The sequence below is a fragment of the Psychrobacter sp. genome (assembly GCF_036731945.1).
In the GTDB taxonomy this organism is placed as follows: Bacteria; Pseudomonadota; Gammaproteobacteria; order Pseudomonadales; family Moraxellaceae; genus Psychrobacter.
The window spans coordinates 1-2,460 of record NZ_DAINDI010000069.1 but is presented as its reverse complement, the minus strand read 5'-3'; the positions used below and the strand labels follow the sequence as shown (position 1 = coordinate 2,460).

The window sequence follows — 2,460 nt, the reverse complement described above, 5'->3', positions numbered from 1 at the left end:
GATGTACTGATAAAATCTAATCCTGCTTTTGCTAGCCGTGTGGGAATTGCTGCTGAGATTGCTAAAGCAGAGGTGCCAGTCACACGGCTGGCAGAGTTGTTTGACGACGCGATGCAGCGTTGGCATGCGGGCGAAAACGACAGCGATTATATCGAAAGCTGGCTACAGTTTAATGAGCGTGCCAAGCAAGCGCTTGAGCAGGTTCGTCAACAAGTTGCCAATTTGCAATTAGGCGTTGATAGTACGGTGTTGGTGTTTACCTCAGGTGGTATCATCGCTGCGATTACTGCGCAGTTATTACAACAAGGTAGCTCGACGGCGTATCAGATCAATAAAAGTTTGGTCAACACTGGCGTGACATCGCTGACGCTTAAAAATGAACGGAGTCGCCTGTTGTCTTTGAACGAATATAGTCATTTATTTGCTGAAGGCAAACGCTTTGTGACTTGGCGCTAAAAAAGTAGTAGATAAAATCTTAAAGCCATAATTAAGAAGCTACTTAAAAACATCATAAAGCGGTTACTGTGAATAGGTAGGCACTTTTTTGCATGAGCTTTCATGACTATCTTTAAATTATTTTAATTCTATGTTGCGTTAGGCTATAACTGCTAAACTTACTCTGTAGATTTACGTTATGATAGACAGTCGACGTCATTTATATGAATACTAATAGGATGGTTTATGAAAAATAAATTAATAAACTTAGTGACCAGTAGCGCTAACCACCATAAAAATCAGTTATTTAGTGCCATTCAGCCGGCGCGTTATCTGAAAGGTTTAAATAAGCAGCAGGTTGGCCGCGGTAAAACGATTTTAATCACTGGTGCAAGCTCTGGATTGGGCGAGGGTATGGCAAGACTCTTTGCAAAACTTGGTTATAATCTTGCTATTTGCGCCCGCCGTACTGATCGTTTAGAAAGTTTAAAAACCGAGCTATTGGCGCAGTATCCTGATATTCGTATTGAATACCGTGTCTTGGACGTCAGTGATTACGATGCGATATTCGAGGTGTTTGATGCGTTCGCAGCGGATTTTGGTCATATCGATCGCGTGGTGGTCAATGCAGGCGTCGGTGATAGCCGCCGGATTGGCAAAGGGCGCTTTGATACCAATCGCAAAACCGTCGAGATTAACTTCATCTCAGCGCTTGCCCAATGTGAAGCGGCGATGAATATTTTCCGAGCTCAAAATAGCGGTCATCTGGTGGTGATATCTAGTATGTCAGCGATGCGCGGCCTGCCTAAGCATTTAACCGCTTACGGCGCAAGTAAAGCGGGTTTAGCGCATCTTGCAGAAGGTATCCGTGCCGATATGCTATTGACCAAATTGCCGATTAAGGTGTCGACTATTTATCCAGGCTATGTGCGCACCGAAATCAATGAAAATGCCAAACCTTTACCGTTTGAAGTAGATGCAGAAACAGGCACCAAAGCGATCGTTGCTGCGATTGAGGCAGAAGTAGACGAAGCTTGCGTGCCAAGTCTGCCATGGTCGATTGTCGGTCAAGCGATGAAGCATTTGCCATTACAAGTGGTCAATAGAGTCAGCTGATAGCGGTTGTGTTGTTATTAATGTCAAAATTAGTCAAGAAAAATTAACGTAACAAAAAGCCCGCTACATTGTATATAGTGGGCTTTTATTTTTTGAAACTTATAAGTCTTAACTACTGAGAGTCTTAACGACTACAAGGTTTGCGGATTATCTGACATGTGTTTTTCACGCAATTTTTGACGTAGTATCTTGCCGACATTACTCTTTGGTAGCTCGCTGACAAACTCGATATGACGCGGGCATTTATAGCCAGTCAAGTTGTCGATAGCGAACTCTTTAATATCACTTTTAGTGACATTGTTATCGGCAGGGACAATATAGATTTTCACCGCTTCGCCTTGATGCTCATCAGGGATACCGATGACCGCACAATCAATAATGCCTTTACAATCAAGCATGACTGACTCGATTTCATTTGGGAAGACGTTAAAGCCTGAGACCAAAATCATGTCTTTTTTACGGTCGAGTAAGGTGATATAACCTTTTTCATCCATGCTGATAATATCGCCAGTACGGAAATAGCCTTCTTTGGTAAAGTCGTTGGTGCTGTCTTTATTAAAGTAACCTGAGGTAATGTTTGGCCCTTTGATACACATCTCACCCGCTTGATTATAACCAACAGTCTCGCCATTATCATCAACCACGATGATATCGACACTTGGGACAGGAATACCAATCGTACCGTTAAATTTGCGATCTGTGATGACGTTAGCCGTACCCGCTGCCACGCCTTCGGTCATACCCCAACCTTCAACCATCGGACAGCCAGTAACTTCTAACCAGCGTGCAGCCGTTTGTTCAGTCGCTGCCATACCGCCTGCCTGCGAGATACGGAGTGAGCTAAAATCTAGGTCTTTAAAGTTTGGCTGATCAAGCAAGCCTTTAAACAAAGTATTAACTGCTGGGAAA

General features: G+C 43.5%; 3 protein-coding genes. 2 read left to right on the top strand and 1 reads right to left on the bottom strand.

Annotated features, from left to right (window positions below; all coding sequences use genetic code 11):
- Positions 1-456: histidine phosphatase family protein (locus V7D75_RS12160; RefSeq protein WP_333614774.1), on the top strand; the 456-nt coding region annotated here is incomplete at its 5' end.
- Positions 457-681: 225 nt separating this feature from the next.
- A complete protein-coding gene (locus V7D75_RS12155) occupies positions 682-1,551 on the top strand; it encodes an SDR family oxidoreductase (RefSeq protein ID WP_333614773.1) in 870 nt (289 codons plus the stop codon).
- A 131-nt stretch (positions 1,552-1,682) separates the two neighbouring features.
- On the opposite strand, the gene V7D75_RS12150 is transcribed toward V7D75_RS12155, so the two are convergent.
- On the bottom strand, positions 1,683-2,460 hold a 778-nt coding region (locus tag V7D75_RS12150), incomplete at its 5' end, for an AMP-binding protein (protein ID WP_333614772.1).

Excerpts from the sequence above, each read along its gene's own strand:
- V7D75_RS12155 (WP_333614773.1), top strand. The coding sequence starts at position 682 with ATGAAAAATAAATTAATAAACTTAGTGACCAGTAGCGCTAACCACCAT.